This is a genomic window from Neptuniibacter sp. UBA6509, assembly GCA_002435145.1.
In the GTDB taxonomy this organism is placed as follows: domain Bacteria; phylum Pseudomonadota; class Gammaproteobacteria; order Pseudomonadales; family Balneatricaceae; genus Neptuniibacter.
On the sequence record DJLT01000019.1, the window covers coordinates 1 to 24389 of the forward strand.

Sequence of the window (24389 nt, forward strand, 5' to 3'; positions counted from 1 at the left end):
CCTGTTCCGAACAGCCATGATGGCCACATGCTCCGGGCACAGGGTCATATCCCCCTTCATTGTAGGGATGACAACGCCACAAACGCTTTAAACCCAGCCAAGTACCCTTAATCGGCCCATGCAATTGAATTGCTTCAATCATGTAGGTTGAACAGGTTGGGTAAAAACGACAGCGTGGACCAATAATGGGACTGATTAGATATCGGTATATGTTGACTAAACCAATCAGTAGTTTGCTTAGAAGTGTTTTTAATAAAGCGATCATCTAACTAGTTTAGTTGAATTGTGCTCCGTAGTGTATGGGGTATGAGCGTTTTATATTGATGTAATGGCGATCTGATTGGAGCCTGCTACTTTGACTATGTGCTGTAAGTTCACTAGATGTCAGCATGAGGAAAATCTTTTAAACAGCAGCGACCTGATGGGTTCCTTGAGTCGCAAGCGCATGTTTTATTTTTTGTTTGATCAACAATATATGATTTCGTTCTTTTGTCTCTCAAGAATTCACCACGAGTTAAACCAAAGCAATAGCATAGAGTTGCTGAGTCAGAAGGATCTTTTTGACCTACATCCGTTCGGAGGTGAGCTCGGGTGATTATTTGATTCGTAGCTGAAAAGTAAACTACATCGCAATCTGGGTTATCACAAAAGTAATAAGTGTCGCCTTGAGGATTCCAAGCCCAAGGCTGACTAATATGATGAATGATTGTTGATACTGGAACTTCTATATATACATATCCGTCTAAAGGGCATGTACCTTTCTTCGAATGTGCTTTATTACTGCCAGAACCACAACACTCAGCCACTTTTTATGCCTCATATAGAAGTCTATGGATGTTTTAGGAGCATAAAAGTTTCACTTCAGTACTTTCACTATTTAATAAACTATACACTCTATTATCAATATTAGTTAATAGAGTGTATGGAACAAATTAAATAGCCGAATTAAGGCATGTAAAGATCGCCATAAAATCCATTGGTGGATAATGTGATTGTCACAGGAGTGGTTCCTGTATTCTGCCAGTACCACCCATGGGTACCTTTAAATGGGGCGGAAAAGTTCCCACTAGCCTGTTGTTGATTTTTACCAATCCAGTAGCTGGTGAACTCATCCTTACCTGCATTTGGCGGTTCGCCATGCATGTCGAAGTAAACTAAGCCACCTTCGACCTTCCAGCTAAAAACAAAGTTGTCACCGACATTCATTGGGGACTTGATTTCGGCACCCTGTCGAGGCAATAAGGTCAGCGTTTTAGTGTCAGAGCGTGGTACGGTTTGTGTCTTCCATAACGGATTACTTCCGTCTGTCATGACATTTTCAGTATCACTTTCAACCGTGGTTGATTCTATCTCTGGGGCTTGTACCTGACTCAAAACAGTCAAGCCCAGCGCTTTACCTGCCCCTGTCGGATCAATTCCATATTCAGCCGGCAATATTACTGTTAGCAATATAAGTACTGCACCTACTAGCGAAGCTGCAGTCGTTTTGATGAGGCTTATTGTTGACGGTAATCCGTCTTTGTTAATAGTTGAGATATCGTTCATGGTGATAATTCCTATGTACTCATCCAGTAGCCAGTTAATTGGTAGCCAATAAGCATAAAGCCCAGCGCCATCAGGACTGAATTTGTAAAGAATGCATGCAGATTAAAAGAGGGTGATTTTCGCCAGAAATTCATGGCGATAAGAATTCCTGTTAATGCTAAGAGCTGACCGATTTCAACACCAATATTGAAAGCTAATATATTGGCGACAAGTCCATCTTCAGAAAGTGTGAAATCCTGAAGCTTTGTAGCCAGGCCAAATCCATGGAAGAATCCGAAAATCAGGACAGCAGCTTTAGTGTTCGGCTGAAACCCAAACCATCGTTGAAAAGCGCCAAGGTTATCAAGTGCCTTGTAAACTACAGAAAGGCCAATGATAGCGTCAACAATATACGGGTTTACATGAGTTTCGCTAAGAACCCCATAAAGCAAGGTTACACTGTGTCCAACAGCAAATAATGTTACATAAATAGCAACATCTTTCATTCGAAAAAGAAAGAATATAACGCCAAACAGAAATAGAAGGTGGTCATAGCCTGTGACCATATGTTTGGCACCTAAGTAAATAAAGGGTATTAAGTGCATGCCGCTGGCGCTTTCGATAAACGAAGCATCCCCTTCGGCGACACCATGGGCTAAAGCTTGTGCTGGTAGCCCTATACCAACAAGTAGTGTTAGGAAAGTAGCTAGACTCACTAAGCTAATATTCCATTTAGGTGCAAGAGCAGATGAAAATACTGGATACATACCAGTTCTCCATTAAAAGTTAATACTGATTAAGATGCGCTAAGCGCATTTGATATTCAATTGATCCGGGTTTCGCGGAGGACGATATGGATTTGATTGATATGGGTGTAGAGGCGTAAATGAGAGATGAGGGAATTCACTCTCAATATGAATCAGAACTCGTTCTGGCAATGTAGTCAAAAATACTTGGTGATCAAGTGCGAGCATTACATGAATAAATGGATGATCATCGTCAGTAATACCAGATGAATCATCATGAACGTGGTCAAGCTTGGGAGCATGATAGTGCCCATGTTCTATGGCAAGTACTGTCGGGTCAACCAAGGGTGCGGTATCGTGTTGGGCTAATTGAGCCGCCCAGCACGCTCGGAACATCGTCGCAGCAATTAATATAGCTATAGTTGCTATACGTATTACTTTAGTTGTGAGTCTTTGCTGCGTCATGAAAATTAAAAAACCTTTTTAAATGCCTTCACTGATTCTATCGGAGCAAGCAAATTAAATAAATTACCCTCTAGGCTTAATTTAGAGTGTTTGTTTTTGGAGCAGATCTGGTACTCGCTAGAAATCAGTAGCGCATTGCAACGCTAATTCATTAAGGCGGGGTAATTTAGTGTTGGACATCAGGTTAGTCCTCCCTCCGAATCAAGTTCGTATGCCTCGATTCGGAGGGTTATTTATACTCAGTTACAGATGCTCTTCTGCATACTCAGCTAAACGAGAACGGAAGATTCCTTCAAGGTGAATGTTCGCTGCACCTTCGTAATCTTTAAAACGTTCCACTAAGTAGGTTAAACCTGACGTTAATGGTGTGAGGTAGTTAGAGTCTATCTGCGCTAAGTTACCTAAGCAGATAATCTTAGAGCCTTTACCGCAACGAGTGACAATGGTTTTAAGCTGAGAAGGCGTTAAGTTTTGGGCTTCATCGAGTAAGACGATAGCATCTTGAATACTACGTCCACGGATAAAGTTAAGTGATTTGAATTGGATGTTAGCTTTTTCAATGGCGTATTTGACGCTGCTTTGCGGACGTTCATCGTTTTCATGCATCGCTTCAAGGTTATCTTGAATGGCGCTTAACCAAGGCGTCATCTTTTCCTCTTCAGTGCCGGGCAAAAAGCCAATATCTTCAGCAACTGGAGGTGTAGAGCGGGTGACAATAATTTTATTGTAGCGACGCTGCTCGATAACCATTTCTAGCGCACAGGCCAAGGCCATTAAGGTTTTGCCTGAACCAGCAGCACCGTTGAGAATCACCAGATCTAGATCTGGGTCCAGAACAGCATTCATCGCAAATGCTTGGAAGATATTGATAGGTTCAATTCCCCAGCAGTTTTGCTGCATCAACTGTTCAACGCCTAAGTCACGAAGGGTCACTTGTTGGTCGCGAACGGAGCTGACTCGGGCTGCAAACTCCTCTGAATCGTCATAAATATATTCACAAGGGTAAGTTTCAGGCAGAAGGCTTTGCTCAACCTTGTGATAAGTATGACTATCTTCTTGGTAGCTTGTAACATCTTCAACCCGTTCCCAAAAGTTGCCTTCTAGGTTGCAGTGTCCCGCAGGCAGAAGGTCAATATCGGAAACGAGCTGATCGGTACGATAATCCTCAACTTTTTTAAGTCCTGCGCCTAAAGCTTTTAAGCGCATGTTGATATCTTTGGTAACCAGAATAATCTCGCGATGAGGATTGGTCGCTTGTAGATGGATGGCGCAGTTGATTATCTGGTTATCTTTATTCGAGTTTTGCGGTAAAAAACCTTGGCGGGCTGTGAGCTCATGGTCCGGAAAGATACTAAGTTGGCCTAGCTTTAAATTGCTGTTGGCTGCGGTAATGGGGATGAGGATATCAACCCCTTTAGTAATCTCTGCTGCATCTTCTGCCTGAGTGATAATATCGTCAATTGCACGAATGGCTGCTCGGGCTTCTTGAGAAACATTCTTCTTTCTGTCCTTTATATCGTCTAACTCTTCTAAAACAGTCATCGGAATAGTGATGTCCTGCTCTTTAAATTCATACAGACACTTAGGGTCATGTAGCAGCACATTGGTGTCGAGAATATAAAGTTTAGAGGCAGTCATAGCCGGTTCCTTCTATAGCCACAGGGAAGTTACAAACTAAGGGGGGATTTGCGTCAGGCCGAGCGTGGCAAAGCCTAGAGACAGGCGCCACAGTTTTGTCTATTGAGTTGCAAACGTTAAATGCCGTTTGATCCACTAAAGTATCTCAGTTATTGGCTGATTTATTAATCATCACTCTATTCAAATAGTGGTGATTAACTCCGTTTATATAACTCTAGTAATACACAGATTTTCGTGTTGTACAATTGTTTATAAGAAAAAAATTTAGGTTAGGTTTTCGGATAGATGCTTATACGTTGGTAAAAAGAACTTGCTGTATTATGGTTAGAGGCGAATTGTTTTAAGGATAATTAGATGGCGATTAAATCGATTGTTATTTTAACCGGTGCGGGTATTTCAGCTGAATCAGGGATACGAACATTCCGCGCATCAGATGGATTATGGGAAGATCATAAAGTTGAAGATGTGGCGACCCCAGAGGCGTTTGAGCGTAATCCTCATTTAGTGCATCGTTTTTATAACGAGCGGCGTAAGCAACTGTTATCTGATGAGATTAAACCTAATGCGGCTCATATTGCGCTGGCAGAGTTAGAGGACAAATTTCCAGGCGATGTGTTAATCGTTACCCAGAATATTGATAATTTACATGAGCGTGCGGGTAGCCGTAATGTGCTTCATATGCACGGCGAGCTGTTAAATCAGCGTTGTCAGGATTCTGGAGTTGTATATCGAATAGAGGGGGATTCTCAGCCCGAAGATCTGTGTCAGTGTTGTGGCTCATCAGGAAATTTAAGGCCGGATATTGTTTGGTTTGGTGAAATGCCTATGGATATGCCCAAGATTCATGATGCACTCGAAAATTGCGATCTATTTGTATCGATTGGGACGTCAGGAAATGTTTACCCTGCGGCCGGTTTTGTCGAGCATGCAAATGCGGTGGGTGCGTTAACGGTTGAGTTGAATTTAGAGCCATCTAGAGTGGGTAGTGTTTTTGGCCACAAAGTCTATGGTCCCGCAAGTGAAGTTATTCCGGAGTTTGTGCACGATATATTAAAACAGGTTCCCTAAATAAATTAAATGGTTTTATGTCCTTAGCTTATTGATTAGTAAATGTTTTTTTGTGAGTTATTATTTTCTCGCCTATATTGGGTAGTGGAACTTCATTAAGTTGTTAGCTGTCTTAGTTATAGTTGTTTGTGAATTTCGCTACTTATACCTTCCTTTTTTCTTTTCTTGAAATTCATAAATTCTTAACAACTTCACAGTAACAATGGATGTCAGTTGTTTTTTATTTTTAATAATTAAGGCGGCTTTTATGATGCTCTCTAAGGAGATAGTTGAAGCATTAGAGCCTTGATTTAGGAGGTGGTCATTATGATGACAGAACAATACGTAACCACCAGTATTACTCCATTGGAGAGTCTAAACTCTCTTTCCCCTTATGAAATTGATAAATTGCAGGATGTCAGTCAGGGAGGACTGTATCGGTTATTTCGGCAGTGTTCGTTAGCGGTATTGAATAGTGGTAGTGAATTAGACAGTACTAAGTTGGTACTCGATAAGTTTTGTAATTTTGATATTAAGATCAGCCAAAAACATAGAAGTGTGCAGTTGGAGTTGATCAATGCACCTGCGGCGGCGTTTGTAAATGGCGAGATTATTACAGGTATACGTGAACAGCTTTTTTCAGTGTTAAGGGATCTGCTCTATGTAGGCACTGAAATGGATGCTTGTTGCCCAGGGGCCAGTGAGTCTGAGGCAACGACTAATATGGTGTTTCACATTTTACGTCATGCGGATGCAATTAGACCTCACATTAAGCCGGACCTAATCGTATGTTGGGGTGGTCATTCAATCGGTCGTACTGAATATGATTATACAAAGTCTGTGGGGTATGAGATGGGGTTGAGAGGCCTTAATATTTGTACCGGCTGCGGACCTGGTGCGATGAAAGGGCCAATGAAAGGTGCGACCATATCTCATGCTAAACAGCGTATTAAAGATGGCCGCTATGTGGGTATTTCAGAGCCTGGAATTATAGCTGCGGAAAGCCCTAATCCGATTGTAAATGAATTAATTATCATGCCTGATATTGAAAAGCGTCTAGAAGCTTTCGTGCGTTTGGGACATGGAATTGTGGTGTTTCCAGGAGGAGCAGGTACGGCAGAAGAGATTCTCTACATTTTGGGTATCTTACTGCATGAACAGAACCACAGCTTACCTTACCCTTTGGTGTTAACAGGGCCGGCGGGTAGTGAAGAGTACTTCCAGACGGTCGATGATTTTATTCGTGCGACCTTAGGTGAGGAAGCAACTAAGCGTTATCAAATTATTATTGATGACCCACATGATGTTGCTGAAGTGATGAGAGAGGGGCTGGAACAAGTAACACGTTATAGAAAAGCGACAAGTGAGTCATTTCACTATAATTGGCAGCTTCATATTCCCGAAGGCTTTCAACAGCCTTTTGATCCTACACATGAAAACATGGCGGGGCTTAAGCTCTTAAAGGATCAGTCGGATTTTGAATTAGCTGCGAATCTACGACAGGCTTTATCAGGCATTGTGGCTGGTAATGTTAAAGAACCAGGTATACGTGCCATTGAAGAAAACGGCCCATTTCAAATTTGCGGGGAGAAGGCGATTATGGAGCCCTTAGATCAGCTGTTAGCTTCGTTTGTTGCCCAGCGTAGGATGAAAATTAACTATCAGGAGTATCAGCCGTGCTACCAATTGCAACCTGAGGCTGAGCTGGTTTAGTTAAGCTTTAATGCCCTGTACTTACTTTAGCGACAGGGCAAACAGTTAAATAAAGCTGGGTGCAATCTCAGCTTTTTTTTATTATTCTAATAACCGCGTTCGAATCAAATAGCGCTACCCAGATGGCACAATAGCCATTATCTCTTAGCAAACAGCTTATACTTTAAAGTCACTGGTATAGAAAAATCTTAATTATGTAATCCTAATGGATATGTTTTTTAATCTGTTAGAGGGGGGTATGCTGTTTTCAAGGTTGTTGTAGTCAAAGGTGATACAACACAATAATTAGGAGAGATGATTCGTGAGTAGAGAAGTTGTAGTTCTTAGTGCAGTACGTTCAGCAATTGGCGCATTTGGCGGTAGCTTAAGCAAGATGGAGCCTGCAGAACTTGCTGGTCAAGTTATGAAGGAAGCGGTAACTCGCTCAGGTGCTGATCCAGAAAAGATTAATTATGTGACGGTTGGTAACTGTATTCCAACGGAATCACGTTACGCATATGTAGCACGAGTAGCTGCGATTCAGGCAGGTCTGCCTATGGAATCGGTAGCGATGTCTGTTAACCGTCTATGTAGCTCGGGTTTACAGGGTATCGTGACGACTGCACAGCAGATCATGTTAGGTGACTGTGACTACGGCGTTGGTGGTGGTGTAGAAGTTATGTCTCGTGGTGCTTACCTGTCTACAGCGATGCGTTCCGGTGCACGTATGGGCGACACGGCAATGCTTGATTCTATGGTTTCAGTGTTGACTGACCCGTTTGGTGCCGGTCATATGGGTATCACAGCTGAAAACCTAGCTGAAAAGTGGGATATCAGTCGTGAAGAGCAGGATGCATTAGCGGTTGAATCTCAGCGTCGTGCAGCGGTTGCGATTGAAGAGGGACGTTTTAAATCTCAGATCGTACCTATCGTACAGAAAACGCGTAAAGGTGAAGTTGTTTTTGATACCGATGAGCATGGTAAGCCAGGCGCTACCATGGAAGGCTTGGCGAAAATGCGCCCTGCATTCAAAAAAGACGGTACGGTAACAGCGGCTAACGCATCGGGTATTAACGATGGTGCAGCTTTCTTCGTTCTAGCATCTGCAGAAGCCGCAGAAGCAGCGGGTGAAAAGCCGATTGCTAAGATCAAGTCATACGCGGTCGCTGGTGTTGCGAATGATCTTATGGGTGAAGGTCCGATTCCTTCAACGAAATTGGCGCTTGAGAAAGCGGGTCTGTCACTGGATGATATGGATGTAATTGAATCCAATGAAGCATTTGCTGCTCAAGCAATAGCAGTTGCTAAGGGACTAGGTTTGGATATGGAGAAGACAAATCCGAACGGTGGTGCGATTGCTCTAGGTCACCCAGTGGGTTGTTCTGGTGCATTCATTGCAACTAAAGCAATTTACGAACTTGAGCGCATCGAAGGTAAGTATGCATTGGTGACAATGTGTATCGGTGGCGGTCAGGGGATCGCGGTAATTTTTGAACGCGTTTAAATATTAGTTTGACCTGAAAAAAAAACGACTGAAAGGCCTGCTTATTTTTTACTGTAAGTGGGCCTTTTGCTATCTAGCGTTTTCCAAATTCCATATATTGATAGCCTCCTATAATTACTCGTTATGAAATCTACCTTTCATCCTGCTCTAAGCTCTGTTATCAATATATCTAGAAAGTGATTAATGGATGCATATAGGTGGCTCGATGAGTTCTTATCTGACACCGTTTACTGATCAAGTGGTAAAGGGTTAATTTTTACATTGTAGTGGAGCAAGTTAATGACATTCGCGCTGCAATTATTACTTTTTTTGAGCATGTTGTTACCGGCGATCGTTCTTTTCCCTTTAAGCAGAAAACTGAAATTGCCAGATAGTCTGATCTTGGTATTGTCGGGTTTTATTAGTTCGGAACTGATTACTTCATTTGGTTTTGATACGGGGTTACGCTGGCATCATTTTCATGACTTGGTTTTTTATCTGTTTATACCTATCTTAGTTTTTCATTCAGCATTACATCTCAATCTTCCTCAGTTGTATAAACAGTTGCCCGCTATGCTCATATTAGCTATACCGATGATGCTGTTAGCTACCTTAGTGAGTGCTATGGTACTGTATTTTGGTATTGGTTATCCTAACTACTATTCTTGGCTTACTGCGCTATTGACAGGTGTACTGCTCTCCTCAACTGATCCGGCAATCATTATTGATATTTTTCGAAGAGCAGGAGTATCGGAACGCATTCTTTTATTGTTAGAGGGGGAGAGCTTATTTAATGACTCTCTTGCGGTTCTACTGTTTGGTTTGTTATCCGCGATGTTATTGATGGCGGGAGAAAGCCAATCGGTTACCGATTTCTCTATCGATTTTCTGGTTGTATTCATAGGTGGTTTATCCTGTGGTGCTGCGGTTTTATTATTAATTTATCCTCTATTTAAGGCATTAGACGGTTCTTTTAATCGATTATTTTTAATGTTGCTTGCATGCCACCTAAGCTATCTTTGTGCTGAGGTTATATTTGATCTATCTGGGGTCATGGCTGTCATGGTGGTTGGCTTAGGGTTCTCACAGTGGGTCCGTGAGCAACTTCAAGTTGAAGAGTGTAATAAGCTGCTTCAATATTGGTCTTTCCAGAAGCAATTGAGTCATTCGATGATGTTCTTGCTTCTAGGTGTCACTATCACAATGACGATGTTTACTCAGCAGTGGTTAGCTATGCTGCTGGGGATTGGTGCTGTGGTAGTTGCGCGAGTGGTTGGGTTATTGCTCTCTTTGCCAATGATTAATTTGTTGCCGGAGAGAGGGTTACGTCCTAGAGAGTCTCTAATTATGTATTTAGGTGGGACTCGGGGAGCGGTGACCATCGCTTTAGCACTCTCTATTCCGGTAGAGTTGGATGCTTGGTTTACCATTCAGTCTATTGCTTATGCTGTAGTGCTATTTGGTTTGTTGGTACAAGCGGTGAGTGCGCCCCATTTAATTAAGCATCTCATATCAGGAGATAAATAATGCGTTGTCATGAAGTAGATTATGAAATCATTGGAGAAGCCCTTCAGGTTGTAGAAGTAGAGTTAGATCCTGGTGAAAAGGTCATTGCTGAAGCGGGCATGATGAATTACATGGAAGAGGGGATCTCCTTTGAAACTAAAATGGGTGATGGTTCAGAGCCTGATCAAGGTTTAATGGGTAAGCTGTTTTCAGCAGGTAAGCGTATGGTGATGGGTGAGTCTGTTTTTATGACCCATTTCGGCAATGAAGGTACAGGTAAGCGACGGGTCGCCTTTGCAGCGCCTTATCCTGGAAGTATTGTGCCGCTTGATCTATCTGAATACGGTGATCAGATTACCTGTCAAAAGGATGCTTTTTTATGTGCAGCTTTAGGTACCAAAGTTGAGATCGCTTTTTCCAAAAAGCTTGGTGCAGGTTTCTTTGGTGGTGAAGGCTTTATATTGCAAAAGCTTGAAGGTGATGGGATGGCGTTTGTACAGGCTGGTGGCACGGTCGTTCGTAAAGAGCTTAATAATGAAACACTACGTGTTGATACCGGTTGTTTAGTGGGCTTTACCGATGGTATTGAATACGACATTGAGATGGTAAAAGGCCTTAAATCTATGATTTTTGGTGGTGAAGGTTTATGGCTAGCAACATTAAAAGGTACAGGCTCTGTTTGGGTACAAAGTTTACCGTTTTCTCGCTTAGCTGACCGCCTGATTGCATCTGCTCCTGCGTCGGGAGGTTCAGATAAAGGTGAGGGTTCTGTCTTAGGTGGGATTGGCCGTATGCTGGATGGTGATTAACCATTAAATTGTAAAGTTATTGAGCGTTTATTATTTAGAGTTCAGGATTAACAATTAGATATGAGCGCTCAAGAGCAGTTAAAGGTTCTATAGGCTAAATATAAGGTATTAAACCCCTGTTATGACTATGACAATTGTATGAAAATCGGTATATTTGTGCCTGCGATTTTTATAGAAAGTTTTAATTAAGACGCGTAGTTACAGGTATTATCTTGAGAAATAAATTGGTTATAACGCTGACCACGGTTCATGGGTCACGTCAATATACCTTCAATCAGGTTGCTAAGTATTTGCTGCTTATTTTTGTTGTGCTTGCAGCAGTGAGCTTTTTTGTTTCGAATACTCTATTAGTTGTTAAAACAGACAATTTATCTGAGCTGGAAGAAGATCATCAAGAGCTGAGTGAAAACTACGAAATGATGGTGGGCTCGCAACAGCTCTATATTGATGAGTTAAAAGATCTGAGTTTATCTTTGAGTTCATTAAAAAATGAACGTGACCATTTAGAGCAAGAGAATATTCGTATTGGAGAGCTCAACTCTTCATTAGATAATTCATTGCTAGGTCTTGAGAATTTATTGGGTGTTGAGCATGAAACACCGGTAGACCCTCTTAGAGCTGAGCAGTTAACGATAGAAGCCAATAAGCGGCTTTTCTTCCTGCATAGCATTCCTAATGGGGTGCCGATTCAGGCTATACGTATAACGGATCGCTACGGGCCAAGGTTCCACCCAGTGCGGAAAAAGCGTGTTGTACATCATGGTATCGATTTTAAAGCTAATCGTGGTACTCCGGTTTACGCAACAGCCGATGGTGTAGTTGAATTTGGTGGTTATAATAAATCCAGTGGTTTTGGAAAGTTAATCATCTTGCAGCATAATTTTGGTTTTAAAACTTACTATGCACATTTAGATACTGTGAAAGTAAAAAGTGGAGAGTTTGTCAGCAAGGGACAGCTGATTGGTAATAGCGGAAATACAGGAAGGTCAACAGGTCCTCATCTACATTACGAGATTAGGCATCTGTTTACTACCCTAGATCCTGAGCCTTTTCTCTCTTGGAATATAACAGATTTTGACTCTTTGTTTACAAAGGTTAAGGGCGTTAAATGGGCATCCTTAAAAGAAATGTATCCACTAAATCAACACAGTCAGCTATTACAATAATTGCTGAAGGTAATAAATTTTGTGGTGATATGAGTATTATCGGCAAGATGCATATTGATGGTATCTTCGAAGGTAATATCTCCTCTCTAGACAATATTTCGATCGGCAAGTCTGGCCATGTCCGTGGCTTAATTAAAGCGCGTGCAGTCGATGTTTGCGGTCTACTTGAAGGCGAAGTGGTCTGTGATGATCTGAACATTGATTCAGGTGGTCAGGTCCGAGCTACCGTTGAAAGCAAGTTAATGTCTATTCACCCTCAAGGCTGTTTTCTTGGGGAGCGTCGTTTGAAAGAAGTGTCTGCGTTGAGTGATGAAAGTCAAAAAATCGAAACAGGTATGGATGCGATTGATTCATTGCCTGATAAGGTTGTTTTAGACAATAAATCTGAGACTTAATGTCCTGAAAACTAGTTTTTCAGCGAGTGACGGAATAACGTTATATGTGTGAATTATTGGGCATGAGTGCCAATGTGCCTACAGATATCTGTTTCTCTTTTTCCGGTTTAATGCAAAGAGGAGGGGGGACTGGGCCGCATAAAGATGGTTGGGGTATTGCATTTTATGAAGGTAAAGGTGTGCGTTGCTTTCATGACCCTAATCCCAGTGTTGACTCTAAAATTGCAAACCTGATTAAAGAGCACCCTATAAAGAGCCATGTGGTTATTAGTCATATCCGTCAGGCTAATGTAGGTGATATCTGTCTGGAAAATACTCACCCATTTCAGCGCGAATTATGGGGCTATACGTGGACTTTTGCTCATAACGGTCAGCTCGACAAAAGCCTTTTTGATATGCCGCTGTCTCACTACAAGCCTGTAGGTACAACTGATAGTGAGTATGCTTTTTGTTGGTTGCTTGGTGAACTACGTAGCCAGTTTCCAGAACCACCAGAATATTTTGAGGAAGTATCAGCTTTTATTCGTGACTGCTGTGAGAAACTACGTGCTTTGGGTGTCTTCAACATGTTGTTGACGGAAGCATCACATCTGTTTGCGTTTTGCGGTAGTAAGTTATCTTGGATCACGCGTAAAGCGCCTTTTGGTGAAGCGAGCCTTACGGATTGTGAGGTGACGGTTGATTTTGTAAAAGAAACAACGCCCAATGATATAGTCACTGTGGTTGCTACTGTCCCCTTAACGGCTAATGAAGCATGGGTTCAGTTGCAGCCGGGAGAACTTGTTACTTTTGTGAAGGGAGTACCACAATAGTATTTAGATATTGTTAGTCGTGCCTTCATAAGTATCCAGGGAGTGTTATAGGTGACTTTAATAAGTGGTTCCGAATCAAAGATTGAGCAAGAGGTCGAGAATGAGATTGAAAGCTATCGCAATCTAACTGGGATCTGGAACGCGGCTTGTAAAGAGTTTGCTTATAAATCAGCCTTTTCTAACATGGGTGCAACGCTGTCGTATGAGGAGGTTGATGTCGCTGCGGAAAACCTAGCGGCCTATTTTCAGAATTGTACGGAGCTAAATCCCGGTGATCGAATTGCCATTCAATTACCCAATACTTTGCAGTACCCTGTTTCAGTCCTAGCGGCTTCTCGTGCAGGGCTTGTGATTGTCAATACGAATCCTCTTTATACCGCTACAGAAACGACTCAGCAGTTTAAAGGTGCGGGCGTAAAAGCAGTTATTATTTTAGCGAATAATGCTCATATGCTTGAAGAGGTTTTGCCTCATACTCAAGTTGAAACGGTTATCGTTACTCAGCTTGCGGACCTTCATCCTTTCAATCGTCGTGTATTTATTAACCTTACTGCAAAGTTCGTTCGAAAAATTGTCCCTAGATATTCACTAAAGGGATCTGTTTCTTTTTCAAATGCGTTGTCTAAAGGTTCCAAACATACCCTGAGGCAGGTAGAGCGCAAGCCTGAGGATACAGCTTTAATCCAATACACGGTGGGTACGGCGGGTAAGCCGAAAGGGGTGGTGCTCAGCCATAGAAATTTAATTGCGAATTTGGTGCAGTTAAAAAGTCGTTTGCCTGACTCCTTAAGAGTGGGTGAGGAAATTTCTATAGCGCCTTTGCCGATATTCCATTCTTACGGTTTTATCATGAACTGCCTGATGATGCCTGCATTAGGCGGGCACGTTATATTAATTACAAACCCTCGAGATACCAGCGGTTTTATTAATGAGTTAGGGCGCTGGGACTTTACCATTTTTTCAGGCATTAATACGTTGTTTGTTTCACTTTGCCAGAATAGCTTGTTCGGTCAATTAGACATGACACGCTTAAAGTTAACCCTCTCAGGTGGCATGGCACTCACTCGATCAGTCAATGATGAATGGAAAAAGTTGACGGGGTGCTCTATTGCTCAAGGCTACGGTTTAACCGAAGCTTCACCTGTGGTTGCCTTTAGTGGTGAGAATACGGATGAATTTGGCTCTGTGGGTCTGCCACTCCCGTTAACGGACATTCGTATTGTCGGCGAGGATGGTGAAGATCTATGTTCTGGTGAGATAGGGGAGTTATACATACGTGGCCCTCAAGTGATGTCCGGTTATTGGCAAGACTCTTCAGATATACCCGATGCGGATGGCTGGTTAGCAACAGGGGACATAGCGCGTATCACTGATAATGGAGCATTGAGAATTGTTGATAGGAAAAAGGATATTATCAATATCTCAGGTTTTCCTGTTTACCCTAATGAACTGGAGAACGTAATCACAAGCCACCCTGATGTAATTGAATGTGCGGTTATCGGTTTACCCGATGATCAATATGGGGAGGTGATTAAGCTGTTTGTCGTTACGCTTAATAGACGCTTATCTGTTAAGCAGGTTCGTGAATATTGTCGTGAACGTTTAACCTCTTATAAAGTCCCGCGTTTGGTGGAGTTTCGTACACACTTGCCAAAATCAAATGTGGGTAAGGTTTTAAGGCGTTCTCTTTTGGAAGAGGAGCTTATTCGCATCCAGAAAATGCGTAAGCGAACGTAATGAATTGTAATGGCTTGTACAAATAGCTGATCAAGTTTTCAATATTGCTTATGATTGTTTTTTAAACCACCGTGGTGGGTAAGCGATGAAAAAATTTAGATTCCTGTTTGATTACATTCTAATGATGGTCGGTTGTGCCAGCTTATCATGCGGAATTTTTATGTTTTTGGCTCCAAGTCAAATAGCTGCAGGTGGCCCGCCCGGCTTAGCAATTTTAGGTCATTATTCGCTGGGGATCAGTACCGGTTTCCTTCTGTTTATTATTAACTTCCCGCTTGTCTTGGCCGGATATAAATTACTCGGTCGTAAACTATTTATTCGCTCTCTTGTCGTGGTGGTGCTAACGGCATTTTTTACGCACTTTTTACCTATCCTTTTTGAGCTACCAGATCTAGGTGATAACCGCCTCTTAAACGCCCTTTATGGCGGACTTATGATGGGGTTGGGTATCGGTTTGATGTTTAAGGCAGGCTCTTCGTCAGGCGGCTGGAGCATTTTAGCTAGATTGATCTCCTCTCGTCTCAATCTCAGTTTAGGCCAATGCCTGTTTTTTATGGATGCGGGAGTGATTCTCTTATCTGCTTTAGTATTTCAGGATTTTGAGGCTGCAATGCTGGGCGGCATAGCCGTTTTCGTAACTGGGCGTATGGTTGATCTGATTGTTTCAGGCTCATCAGATATAAAGGTTGTACATATTTCTTGTTGGAAGGCTGGTCGGTTAAAGCCGATTATCGAGAAGCAGTTGGGTATTTCAGGTTCAGTCATTCAGGCGAAAAGCTTAAAAAGCGGCGGTGATAAAGAGATTTTATTTTTAATCATAGAAAAAACACAGCTTGTCCCTATTCGTAAAGTAGTCGAGGACTACGACCCGGAAGCTTACCTAGTTGTTATGAATGCGATGGAGGTCTACGGAACCGGCTCAAGAGCTTAAATATAAGCCCATTTTTGAACCTTAGCCAAAGATAAGCTGGGTTTACGCTTAAGATATCAGTACTATCGATAGATTAAATTAGTTTAAATGTTAACGATAGTTGAAGTTGAGTTCTTATTTGGATGAGTAGTTTGCAATCTAAGGCAGATATTGGGTTTACAGAGTTCGTTGCGCTAATGGCATTTGTTACGTGTTTTGTTGCAATGGCTATTGATCTAATGCTCCCCGCGTTAGGCGTTATCGGAGCCGATCTGGGCGTTGAACGCGCTAACGATGCGCAGTTGATCATTACTACTGTGTTTCTAGGTGTTGCAATAGGGCAAGTTCTTTATGGACCTTTGTCAGACATAGTCGGGCGAAAACCTTGCCTTTATCTTGGTTTCTCTATTTTTATCGTTGGTACTTTTATCTGCTTGTTTTCTACTAGTTTAGATATGATGCTCCTAGGTCGGTTGTTCCAAGGGTTTGGTGCCGCAGGTCCGCGTATAGTGACCATTGCGATTGTGAGGGATCAGCACAAAGGTTCTCAAATGGCGCGTGTGATGTCACTTATTATGACGGTATTTATATTGGTACCCGTCGTTGCACCTATCATAGGGCAGGGGATACTACTGGTTTCAGGATGGCGCGCGATTTTTGCTTTCCTGTTATTAATGGCGCTTATGATCGTAATTTGGTTAGCGGTTCGTTTACCAGAAACATTATCTGTAGATAAAAGAACTCGCCTATCAGTATCAACTATTTTAGCTGGGTTTAAAGAGGTCTTAGCGCATAAAGAAACGATGGCATATGTGATTGCATCAGGACTTTGTTTCGGTGCTTTTTTGGGCTTATTAAGTTCGGTTCAGCAAGTGTTGCAAGATCTCTATGAACTAGGAGCTGCATTCCCATTCTATTTTGCAATTTTAGCTGCGGGTATTGGTGCATCAAACTTTATCAATTCTAAGTTAGTGATGCGTTTTGGTATGAGGCCCTTAGTCATGGGGGCTCAAGCGGGAACCGTAATTCTTTCTTTAACTGCTTTGGTGGCGATGGTGTGGTTAAGCGCTGTCCCGCCATTATGGTTTCTTATGTCGTATTTGATGCTGTTGTTACTAGGTATGGGATTACTGTTTGGTAATTTAAATGCCTTAGCAATGGAGCCTTTCGGACATATAGCTGGACTTGCGTCTAGCCTTGTGGGTGTTGTCTCAACCTTAATCGCAGTTGGACTAGGAACGCTGGTTGGGCAGTCGTTCAATGAAACGGTGGTGCCGTTAATTATTGGCTTCGTTTTGTTGCATGGTTTTGCATTTTTGATTACACGTTGGGCGGTAACCCTGCGGGTTTAGTATGGGAGTTGTGTAGTGGAACGTTATTTGGATGATTTTAATGTAGGTGAGGTATTTAATGCGCCTGGATTTACCTTAAGTGAAGGTCAGATCTTAGATTATGCACTGACATACGACCCTCAACCGTTTCATATTGATACCCAAGCTGCGGCTGAAAGTCCCTACGGTGGAATTATTGCCAGCGGTTTTCAAACGCTCTCTCTATGCTTTCGGATGATGATTCAGACACGTGTATTTGAAACTGTCAGTATGGGTGGTCCTGGCCTAGATGAGTTACGCTTTTTAGCGCCTGTGCGTCCTGGCGATACAATCAAACCGGAATTTGTTATTGATTCAATCACTCCTTCACGATCAAAGCCTGATCGAGGGATAATGAAAATACACTGTCGTGGATACAATCAGCACAAAGATCAAGTGATAGGATTTATCGTCATTATGATGGGACGAAGAAAGCCTGATTAAAGCGATAGCTAATAGAGGGCTGATAGAGAGTTAAAAGAGAGACAATTGAAAAGGAGCAAGCCTCGTAGGCCTGCTCCTTATAATGAACTTAGCCTAATTTTTCCATTAGGCATTTTAAGTTCACTTTAAGCTGCTCAGCTTGTTCTGGCGGCAGTTGACTTAGTAATGCTGACTCTTCAGCTAAAGCGATGCTTTGCATTTCGAGTCCTACTTTAGAGCCTTTCTCGGTGATTTTTAACGCATCATCTCCTTGGTACATAACTAAACCTTTATCGACCATCCAGTCAGCCGTTTCTCGTAATGCTACATCAGGCTGCATAACCATTGTTGATAGATCGCTTAGTTTAATAACAGGGCACGTTACCATTCTTGCAAGGATGCGCCACTCTTCAGCTGTGACATCACACTCGCTTTTTAGTTTAGGGTAGAGATCTGCACTAAAGCGTTGGTAAGTTTCGCGAAGTAGGTAGAGTAGGTAGTCACCTACAAAATCACCTTCTACTGCTTTTGCATCGCAAGCAGCTGAAGATTTAGCCATTTCAGGGTGCTGTGCGGAAATCGCGTAACTACCACGAGCAAAAACAAGAGGCTCAGCGCTATCATTGTATCGGTAGTCGAGGACTTCACCGACTAGGATTAGGTGATCACCACCTTCGTAAACAGCCCAAGTCTTACATTCAAATTGTGCTGCGTAATCATCTAGAATCGGCGCGCCACCAAGGCCAGCTGAATAGGCTGCATTAGCAAACTTATCTTCACCACGGCTAGCAAAGTTATTAGAGGTACTCACCTGATCTCGGTTTAATACGTTAACTGCAAAGTGCTCTGTATTTTCAAACGTACTTAGACTGTGTGCACCTTTATCAATGCTCCAAAGAACAAGTGTTGGGTCCATAGATACTGAGTTAAAGCTGCTTGCTGTTACGCCTACAGGGTTTCCTTCAGCATCAAGCGCGGTGATAACCGTTACGCCGGTTGGGAACTGTGAAAGAGCGCGGCGGAAATCTTTTGCATCGAATTGAGTCGTAGACATTGAAGGTCACCTTATATCGTTCTGGATCATTGTAATAGTTTTGTTTCATCGGCATTGCTTGCGAGAAACTTCATATATTAACTAATTATAGAAGGCGTACAGTGAGATAACATATATTTTTCATTGCTTTAATTGTACTTTTCATAACTATGTGCAGCTGGTTTTATATTTTATATTGCCTTGTTTGTTTTTTTAACTTATTGATATTTATGTTTTATTTTTTTCTTCTCTATACTCCGTTGCTGTTGCGCCTGCATTTCTGCGAAAAAAACGAGCAAAGTATGCAGGGTCTTTAAAACCTAATTGATAGCTGATTTCAGTAATCGTTGTCGATGAAAATGTAAGAAGTCTACGTGCTTCCTGTGTCAGCCTATCCATAATTAGACGTTTAGAGGGTTGACCAGCAAGTCGCCTGCAAATCTCATTTAGCCTAGCTTCGGTTACCCCGATAATATCGGAGTACTGGCTTAACGTTAGATGTTCACGGTAGTGAGTTTCTATCAATTCATTAAAACGATGAAAGATACGCACATCCTCTTTGCGTGTTTTTTGCTGGGGCTGGTTCTGATCAGATAAGCGGGATATATCAATTAAAACCAATTGCAGTAGAGCTTTTAAGGCAACAGCATGCTCCATATTAGAATGTTTGTTTTCATCCGCCATCAAACTTAATAGATGAAGCATACGCTCTGCATTTACATCTGCTTTGGGGGATAAGGCAACGCAGAGAGGGCTATTCATAAAACTACTGCTTCCCCAGCCTGTTGGAACCATTCCTCCCATTAGCTCCCAAACCAATTGTTGCCTAGCGGTGATGACATGTCCGGTTGCATTGTTGTCTGTTACGAATGCGTGGGGAATTGTTGGAGGTGTTAAGAAGAACATAGGCCCTTCAACGATGTAACTGGTTTCATCTAAATGGACACGCACCGTTCCATTTAAGATGACATGTAATTGATAAAAACGATCATGATGATGGACTGGCATGTTGCGGCCAAAAAAATCTGCGAGCTTTTCAAGATGCTCATAGTGAATATCTGCATCAACATAATGCTGATCATAAGCATGCCCAATATCAATATTAGGGATATCGTCTGAAATAGAAGTGCTTTGGTTTGGAGGCGATGAATTACGGCTCATATCTCAGGACTCACAGTAGTGTTGTATTTGCTATTTATAGTTTAGTTAATAAAATAAGTATATCTTAAAAAGTCTATCCTTAGTACAAATGCGTTTCTGTGTTAGAACGGAAGTTATAATAAAGTCCTTATAAAACAGATAGTAAAGTTTTTTTCTTGCTTGTGAAAGGCTGATTTATAAGCAATATAATTCATGTGTTAACTATCAAAAGTGCAAGTAAGCCTGTGAAAGATCCATTTTATTCTGCGGATAGCTAAACAATAATGTAATCATCAACGGGGCAATAGGTTTAGCTCACTAGAGTATTTCTTGCCAGAGTAGAACAATAAATAAAAGGTATTGAACGATGGAAAGACCAAATCCAATGTTAGATGAGTTAAAGAATATTTTACCAGCGATTGCTGCGAATGCTGTACAGGCTGAGAAAGAGCGTAAAGTACCTGATGAAAATATTCGTCTTCTAAAATCCATCAATTTACACCGTGCCTTGCAGCCAAAAGCTTATGGCGGTCTGGAGCTTTCTCTACCTGAAGTCACAGATTGTGTTGCTGCACTTGCTGGCGCTTGTGGTGGTACGGCTTGGGCTTTCAGTCTACTGATTACCCACAGTCACCAGATGGCTATGTTCTCTAAAGAAGCGCAGGCTGAATTCTGGGGTGAAAACCCAGATGCAACGGCAAGCAGCTCAATTGCACCTTTTGGTAAAACAGAAGAGTGTGAAGGTGGTGTTATCTTTAATGGTGACATGCGTTGGAGCTCTGGTTGCGATCATGCAGAATGGGCCATTCTTGGCTTCTTGCGTCCTAATGCAGAAACCGGCGAGAAAGATTACTGTTTCGGTGTTGTTCCAAGCTCAGATTATGAGATTGAAGATGATTGGTATTCAGCGGGCATGAAGCCTTCCGGTACTAAGACATTAAAGATTAAACTTAATACATTCATTCCTGAGCATCGCATTGAGAAAGCTAAAGCGATGATGACAGGTGAATCTTCTGGTTTTGGTTTGTACCCAGATAGCAAAATTTTCTACGCACCGTACCGTCCATACTTCGCATGTGGCTTTGCTGCCATGGCATTAGGTATCGCTGAGCGTATGTTAGTTGTCTACAAAGAGATGACTAAAAACCGTACGCGTGCTTACACTTTGGCAAGCAGTGGCAAAGAGATTCCACCTATTATGCGCCTAGCTGAATCAACCCATCAGGTTATGGCTGCACGTGCATTAATGGAAAAAACTTGGGATGAGCACAAAGAGTTTGGTGAACAGAAACGCTATCCAAATGATGAAGAGCTAGCGTTCTGGCGTACTAACCAAGCCTATGCAGTTAAAATGTGCTGCGAAGCGGTTAACCGTTTGTTTGAAGTTTCAGGTGGTAGTACCTGGATTCACGATAATGAAATCCAGCGTCTATGGCGTGATTGCAACATGACAGCAGCTCACGCATATACCGACTATGATGTTTGTAAGCAGGTACTTGGCCGCTCCATCATGGGCATGGATCCAGATCCGACCATGGTATAAACCAAGCGCTAAGCTTAGTTATAACAAAACCGCGTATATCGCGGTTTTTTTTAGGCTGTTGTGATCAGTGCTTGAGGGCTTTGTAGTTAAAGGAAGTACTTGAATCAAGAACGGCAGAAGCTAAGTCGATCCATTTCCTCTTGATTAAAGTTAATATATTAACTAAGTTGCTCGATAAATTCTCAGGAAATTAAGACAAGAACTGCTTTCTTGCATCCCTATTAAATGGAGATTATGCCCTAGCCATGCATGATTTAACGTATTTATTATCACTTACTAGTCCTACCTTTATCTTGATTGCGATGGGGTATTTTTCAGTTAGGAGCGGTTTTTTACAAAAAGCCAATGTCCGTACATTGGCTTGGTTCGTCATCAATTTTGGTTTGCCCGCAGCGATGTTCAGGGCGCTTAGCTCAAGATCTTTCCAAGATATTTTGCACTACGATTACCTGCTGATTTTTGGTCTAGGCTCACTTCTATCGTTTCTAATTCTTTTCTTTATAGCGAAAATTCGTCATAAGTCACTGACTGAATGTGCTCTTTTTGGTTTGGGTGGGAGTATCTCTAACAGCCTTATGGTTGGGTTCCCTATTATCATTCAATTGTTTGGTGATGCGGCTCTAGTCCCATTCGCGCTGACGCTTATTATTGAGAACTTCTTTATTCTTCCTTTAGCTTTGGCTCTTGCTGATACAGGCCAGCATGAAGGCACGAGTTTTTTTAAAGCATTAGGTAAGTCATTACCACAGTTACTTAAAAACCCCGTTATTGTTTCTATTGGCCTAGGAATATTGAGTGCAGTAACGGAAGTTAGACCTCCTCAATTTATAGGTAATGTGATTGATATGTTGGCTATGACAGTGGGAGGCTTAGCTCTATTTACCATTGGTGGCATGTTGGTTGGATTAAAACCAAAGGGGATGTTGGCAGACCTCTCATTTATTGTGGTGGGTAAACTTATAATCCATCCATTATCTATATTTATGATGATCCTGATCTTCCCTCCTATGCCTTCATTGTTCCAGTCAGTCGCAATCATTCTAGCCTGTATGCCCATGTTCAGTATCTATGCTGTGATCGGTAGTCGCTATCATCTAGGTGGACTATGTTCAGCGGTATTGCTGCCTACAACTCTCTTATCCTTTATCACAATAAATGCTGTGATTTTGTTATTAGGGCTGAGTGGGTAGGTCGATGAGTAGATAAGAGGGTAGGCCTTTAATAGAAAATAAAAGGCCACATAAAGAAAACTACTTAACTTGTTAAGTAAGTTAAAATCAGTTAATCTAATTAACATAAGTTGACTACATCGATAGATTCACCTTAATCGATTTGGCCTAGCAGAGTTCACATGCGAGGCATAGTTACCCACAGATATATCAAGAAGAGATTGTTATGAAACTAGCATTGAATGATTCCAGTCTGTTGCAGACACAAGCTTTTATAAATGGTGAGTGGGTTGATGGAAGCAAGGGAGAAACTTTTGCTGTGACCAATCCAGCAACGGGTGAACTACTTGCTAATGTCGCTAGTGTAGGTCAAGCAGAAACAGCACAGGCTATTGATGCGGCAGAAGTAGCAATGAAGTCTTGGAAAGCGCTACCACCTGCGAAACGTTCTGAAGTATTGGAATGCTGGCATGGACTGATAATCGACAATATTGATGACCTCGCTGCGATAATGACAATTGAACAAGGTAAGCCGCTGTTCGAATCTAAAGGCGAGGTGATGTATGGCGCATCTTACCTAAAATGGTTTGCCGAAGAGGGTAAACGTATCTACGGAGATGTTCTGCCATCTACTGCTGATCGTCGTAGTATTGTTATTCGTCAGCCTGTAGGTGTCGTGGCTGCGATAACGCCTTGGAATTTCCCGAACGCTATGATTACACGTAAAGCTGCGCCAGCATTGGCAGCGGGTTGTGCAATTGTATTGAAGCCTGCTGCAGAAACACCGCTTTCTGCCCTCGCGCTTGCTGAATTGGCTAAACGCGCAGGCCTACCGAATGGTTTATTCAGTGTACTGCCAAGTGCTGATGCACCGGCTGTTGGTGGTGAGATGACTGCTAACGTAAAAGTTAAAAAGCTTACATTTACGGGTTCTACCCCTGTAGGCAAACTGCTGATGAAGCAGTGTGCGGATACGGTAAAACGTACTTCTATGGAATTAGGGGGTAACGCCCCGGTTATCATTTTTGACGATGCTGATATAGATGAAGCGATCAAAGGTGCGTTGATTTCTAAATATCGTAACTCTGGTCAAACCTGTATCTGTGCTAACCGTTTGTTAGTTCAAGAGGGTATCTACGATGCATTTGTTGAGAAGTTCGCAGCAGCCGTAAAAGAGTTTAAGTTAGGTTATGGTTTTGATGGTGATACCACTCATGGCCCTGTTATTACAGCGAAAGCATTAACGGACATTGACACTAAAGTGCGAAATGCTGTTGAGCAGGGAGCTAATGTAGTGATTGGTGGTAAGCCTTCTGAATTGGGTCATGGCTTCTATGAGCCGACTATTTTGACAAACGTGAATGACACCATGAGTGTTTTCCGTGAAGAGATCTTTGGTCCTGTTGCGCCAGTGTTTAAGTTTGCTACGGAAGAGGAGGCGATCTCCATGGCAAATGATACAGAGTTCGGCCTAGCGGCATACGTATACACCCAGAACATCGGTCGTATCTGGCGTGTCTCTGAAGGTATTGAATACGGTATGGTGGGTGTAAATGAAACTGCTATTAGTTCTGAAGTGATTCCATTTGGCGGCGTGAAAGAATCGGGCCAAGGCCGTGAAGGTTCAAAATACGGGCTAGAAGATTACCTAGAGACAAAATATATCTGCATGGGTGGTTTGTAAGAAATTCGTTAAAACTGACCGTTTTAATGTGCTTTTAGGAGGCTTCGCAAGAAGACCTCCTTTTTTTATGCCTAAAGCTCTTTAAAGGGGAGGCTAT

Annotated in this window: 23 protein-coding genes; 15 read left to right on the forward strand and 8 right to left on the reverse strand. The window is 42.2% G+C overall.

What is annotated here, in order from left to right; all coding sequences use genetic code 11:
* From yidD to B4K11_RS02760, 6 genes are all read right to left on the reverse strand, one after another.
* Positions 1-265: membrane protein insertion efficiency factor YidD (yidD, locus tag B4K11_RS02735; protein ID WP_292959222.1), on the reverse strand; the 265-nt coding region annotated here is incomplete at its 3' end.
* A 112-nt stretch (positions 266-377) separates the two neighbouring features.
* Positions 378-806, reverse strand: a complete 429-nt coding sequence (locus B4K11_RS02740) for a putative iron-sulfur cluster-binding metallochaperone (protein ID WP_292949532.1) — start codon at positions 804-806, stop codon at positions 378-380.
* A gap of 139 nt (positions 807-945) precedes the next feature.
* On the reverse strand, positions 946-1545 hold the full coding sequence (locus B4K11_RS02745) for a hypothetical protein (protein ID WP_292949535.1): 600 nt from the start codon (positions 1543-1545) through the stop codon (positions 946-948).
* Positions 1546-1556: 11 nt separating this feature from the next.
* Positions 1557-2291 carry a HupE/UreJ family protein gene (locus tag B4K11_RS02750; RefSeq protein WP_292949537.1) on the reverse strand — a complete coding sequence of 245 codons (735 nt, stop codon included), beginning with the start codon at positions 2289-2291 and terminating at the stop codon, positions 1557-1559.
* Between the two features lie 39 nt (positions 2292-2330).
* Positions 2331-2735: a hypothetical protein gene (locus tag B4K11_RS02755; RefSeq protein ID WP_292949539.1), complete on the reverse strand. Its 405-nt coding sequence runs from the start codon at positions 2733-2735 to the stop codon at positions 2331-2333.
* A 243-nt stretch (positions 2736-2978) separates the two neighbouring features.
* A complete protein-coding gene (locus B4K11_RS02760; RefSeq protein ID WP_292949542.1) occupies positions 2979-4373 on the reverse strand; it encodes a PhoH family protein in 1395 nt (464 codons plus the stop codon).
* 354 nt (positions 4374-4727) lie between these two features.
* Here B4K11_RS02760 and cobB point away from each other — a divergent pair, with 354 nt between their 5' ends.
* From cobB to B4K11_RS02820, 12 genes are all read left to right on the forward strand, one after another.
* Positions 4728-5441, forward strand: coding sequence for a Sir2 family NAD+-dependent deacetylase (cobB, locus tag B4K11_RS02765; protein ID WP_292949545.1), 714 nt, complete (start codon positions 4728-4730; stop codon positions 5439-5441).
* 306 nt (positions 5442-5747) lie between these two features.
* Complete coding sequence (gene ppnN / locus B4K11_RS02770; protein ID WP_292949547.1) at positions 5748-7133, forward strand: nucleotide 5'-monophosphate nucleosidase PpnN; 1386 nt, start codon at positions 5748-5750, stop codon at positions 7131-7133.
* A gap of 301 nt (positions 7134-7434) precedes the next feature.
* Positions 7435-8616, forward strand: coding sequence for an acetyl-CoA C-acyltransferase family protein (locus tag B4K11_RS02775; protein ID WP_292949550.1), 1182 nt, complete (start codon positions 7435-7437; stop codon positions 8614-8616).
* 279 nt (positions 8617-8895) lie between these two features.
* Positions 8896-10122, forward strand: coding sequence for a cation:proton antiporter (locus B4K11_RS02780; RefSeq protein ID WP_292949554.1), 1227 nt, complete (start codon positions 8896-8898; stop codon positions 10120-10122).
* A complete protein-coding gene (locus tag B4K11_RS02785) occupies positions 10122-10910 on the forward strand; it encodes a TIGR00266 family protein (RefSeq protein ID WP_292949557.1) in 789 nt (262 codons plus the stop codon). Before B4K11_RS02780 ends, B4K11_RS02785 begins: the two co-directional genes overlap by 1 nt.
* Positions 10911-11122: 212 nt before the next feature.
* Entirely contained in the window at positions 11123-12076 is a 954-nt protein-coding gene (locus B4K11_RS02790) for a M23 family metallopeptidase (protein WP_292949560.1), read from the forward strand.
* A 29-nt stretch (positions 12077-12105) separates the two neighbouring features.
* A complete protein-coding gene (locus B4K11_RS02795; RefSeq protein WP_292949563.1) occupies positions 12106-12471 on the forward strand; it encodes a bactofilin family protein in 366 nt (121 codons plus the stop codon).
* Between the two features lie 44 nt (positions 12472-12515).
* Positions 12516-13283, forward strand: coding sequence for a class II glutamine amidotransferase (locus B4K11_RS02800; protein WP_292949566.1), 768 nt, complete (start codon positions 12516-12518; stop codon positions 13281-13283).
* Positions 13284-13334: 51 nt separating this feature from the next.
* A complete protein-coding gene (locus B4K11_RS02805; protein ID WP_292949568.1) occupies positions 13335-15020 on the forward strand; it encodes an AMP-binding protein in 1686 nt (561 codons plus the stop codon).
* 85 nt (positions 15021-15105) lie between these two features.
* Complete coding sequence (locus B4K11_RS02810; RefSeq protein ID WP_292949570.1) at positions 15106-15951, forward strand: YitT family protein; 846 nt, start codon at positions 15106-15108, stop codon at positions 15949-15951.
* Positions 15952-16082: 131 nt separating this feature from the next.
* The gene (locus tag B4K11_RS02815; RefSeq protein ID WP_414689206.1) at positions 16083-17282 is read left to right on the forward strand and encodes a multidrug effflux MFS transporter; all 1200 of its coding nucleotides are present in this window, start codon (positions 16083-16085) and stop codon (positions 17280-17282) included.
* A gap of 15 nt (positions 17283-17297) precedes the next feature.
* A complete protein-coding gene (locus B4K11_RS02820) occupies positions 17298-17744 on the forward strand; it encodes a MaoC family dehydratase (RefSeq protein WP_292949576.1) in 447 nt (148 codons plus the stop codon).
* 88 nt (positions 17745-17832) lie between these two features.
* On the opposite strand, the gene B4K11_RS02825 is transcribed toward B4K11_RS02820, so the two are convergent.
* On the reverse strand, positions 17833-18777 hold the full coding sequence (locus tag B4K11_RS02825; protein WP_292949579.1) for a flavin reductase family protein: 945 nt from the start codon (positions 18775-18777) through the stop codon (positions 17833-17835).
* Between the two features lie 207 nt (positions 18778-18984).
* Entirely contained in the window at positions 18985-19917 is a 933-nt protein-coding gene (gene hpaA / locus B4K11_RS02830; protein ID WP_292949581.1) for a 4-hydroxyphenylacetate catabolism regulatory protein HpaA, read from the reverse strand.
* 346 nt (positions 19918-20263) lie between these two features.
* Here hpaA and B4K11_RS02835 point away from each other — a divergent pair, with 346 nt between their 5' ends.
* The 3 genes from B4K11_RS02835 to B4K11_RS02845 all read left to right on the forward strand — a co-directional run bounded on the left by B4K11_RS02835 (position 20264) and on the right by B4K11_RS02845 (position 24292).
* On the forward strand, positions 20264-21439 hold the full coding sequence (locus B4K11_RS02835) for a p-hydroxyphenylacetate 3-hydroxylase oxygenase component (protein ID WP_292949583.1): 1176 nt from the start codon (positions 20264-20266) through the stop codon (positions 21437-21439).
* Between the two features lie 245 nt (positions 21440-21684).
* Positions 21685-22629: an AEC family transporter gene (locus B4K11_RS02840; protein ID WP_292949585.1), complete on the forward strand. Its 945-nt coding sequence runs from the start codon at positions 21685-21687 to the stop codon at positions 22627-22629.
* Positions 22630-22834: 205 nt separating this feature from the next.
* Positions 22835-24292: a succinate-semialdehyde dehydrogenase gene (locus tag B4K11_RS02845; protein WP_292949588.1), complete on the forward strand. Its 1458-nt coding sequence runs from the start codon at positions 22835-22837 to the stop codon at positions 24290-24292.
* Positions 24293-24389 lie beyond the last annotated feature (97 nt).

Bases quoted from the DNA above. Each gene is read 5' to 3' on its own strand.
- B4K11_RS02745 (WP_292949535.1), bottom strand. From the start codon at position 1,545: ATGAACGATATCTCAACTATTAACAAAGACGGATTACCGTCAACAATA.
- B4K11_RS02800 (WP_292949566.1), top strand. From the start codon at position 12,516: ATGTGTGAATTATTGGGCATGAGTGCCAATGTGCCTACAGATATCTGT.
- cobB (WP_292949545.1), top strand. From the start codon at position 4,728: ATGGCGATTAAATCGATTGTTATTTTAACCGGTGCGGGTATTTCAGCT.
- ppnN (WP_292949547.1), top strand. From the start codon at position 5,748: ATGATGACAGAACAATACGTAACCACCAGTATTACTCCATTGGAGAGT.
- B4K11_RS02795 (WP_292949563.1), top strand. From the start codon at position 12,106: ATGAGTATTATCGGCAAGATGCATATTGATGGTATCTTCGAAGGTAAT.
- B4K11_RS02750 (WP_292949537.1), bottom strand. From the start codon at position 2,291: ATGTATCCAGTATTTTCATCTGCTCTTGCACCTAAATGGAATATTAGC.
- B4K11_RS02780 (WP_292949554.1), top strand. From the start codon at position 8,896: ATGACATTCGCGCTGCAATTATTACTTTTTTTGAGCATGTTGTTACCG.
- B4K11_RS02785 (WP_292949557.1), top strand. From the start codon at position 10,122: ATGCGTTGTCATGAAGTAGATTATGAAATCATTGGAGAAGCCCTTCAG.
- B4K11_RS02845 (WP_292949588.1), top strand. From the start codon at position 22,835: ATGAAACTAGCATTGAATGATTCCAGTCTGTTGCAGACACAAGCTTTT.
- B4K11_RS02840 (WP_292949585.1), top strand. From the start codon at position 21,685: ATGCATGATTTAACGTATTTATTATCACTTACTAGTCCTACCTTTATC.
- B4K11_RS02755 (WP_292949539.1), bottom strand. From the start codon at position 2,735: ATGACGCAGCAAAGACTCACAACTAAAGTAATACGTATAGCAACTATA.
- B4K11_RS02835 (WP_292949583.1), top strand. From the start codon at position 20,264: ATGGAAAGACCAAATCCAATGTTAGATGAGTTAAAGAATATTTTACCA.
- B4K11_RS02760 (WP_292949542.1), bottom strand. From the start codon at position 4,373: ATGACTGCCTCTAAACTTTATATTCTCGACACCAATGTGCTGCTACAT.
- B4K11_RS02825 (WP_292949579.1), bottom strand. From the start codon at position 18,777: ATGTCTACGACTCAATTCGATGCAAAAGATTTCCGCCGCGCTCTTTCA.
- B4K11_RS02810 (WP_292949570.1), top strand. From the start codon at position 15,106: ATGAAAAAATTTAGATTCCTGTTTGATTACATTCTAATGATGGTCGGT.
- hpaA (WP_292949581.1), bottom strand. From the start codon at position 19,917: ATGAGCCGTAATTCATCGCCTCCAAACCAAAGCACTTCTATTTCAGAC.